Source organism: Mycobacterium sp. 4D054, from assembly GCF_052245755.1.
Lineage (GTDB): Bacteria > Actinomycetota > Actinomycetes > Mycobacteriales > Mycobacteriaceae > Mycobacterium.
On record NZ_JBQQCF010000157.1, the window covers coordinates 1 to 794 of the forward strand.

Genomic DNA, 794 nt, shown 5'->3' on the forward strand with positions numbered 1-794 from the left:
CGTGACGGGGCCTCGTCGGTCACACTGGGCGACCCAGCTGAACGGTTAAAGGTGAGGGGCTACGGACCACGCCCGCCGCAGGCGGGCATCCGCCGGTCGCACCTAGTGCGCCGGCGACCGCGCACCGGAAGACACCACACCAGCCGGTGCCCGCACCCTGCGCGGACACCGGCCGGGGCGGCGGGTTAGTCGGTCATGGTGTTGCCGCGGTAGACGTCGCCTTCGATGTAGGTGAGCAGGTCGCCGTTGGTGTCGGCCAGGCACCAGTAGTAGGGGGCGTCGTAGCGGACGACCCGCCAGGTGCTGTCGGCTCGGTCCCAGTAGAGCTTGTCGAGGAGCTGGGTGTCGCCCCCGGAGCCGCCGAAGAAGGCGGCGCCGGGGGAGGGGTTGAAGTGTTCGTTGAGGATGGTGATCACGTCTTCGACGGTGGTGGCCTCTGCGCAGCGGTTCAGGGCGGCGTCGACGTTGGCCCAGAAGTCGTCGAGGGGGTAGGTCATGGTTGTTCTCCGTTCGTCTGCGGTATTTGCTGCGCCGGTTAGCGCTGGGGTTGCGGGGGACCGGCGGGGTGGCGCGCGCAACCCCGAAGAGGCCGTGACGAGCGGAGCAGGGATTTCGGCCCGCGCGAGCCGGCGCGCAGCGCCCTGGCGAGCTGGCGTTGGGCCGAAACGGTCACTCGGCCTGCGGAGTTCGGCGCGGGTGTGGGTTGCGCGTGACGGGGCCTCGTCGGTCACACTGGGCGACCCAGCTGAACGGTTAAAGGTGAGGGGCTACGGACCACGCCCGCCGCAGGCGGG

Annotated in this window: 1 protein-coding gene; it reads right to left on the reverse strand. The window is 70.3% G+C overall.

Annotation, left to right across the window (positions count from 1 at the left end; genetic code table 11):
* Positions 1 to 185: 185 nt before the first annotated feature.
* Positions 186 to 497 (reverse strand): hypothetical protein, encoded by a 312-nt coding sequence (locus ACTWP6_RS30365; RefSeq protein ID WP_443189647.1) that lies wholly within the window; start codon positions 495 to 497, stop codon positions 186 to 188.
* Positions 498 to 794 lie beyond the last annotated feature (297 nt).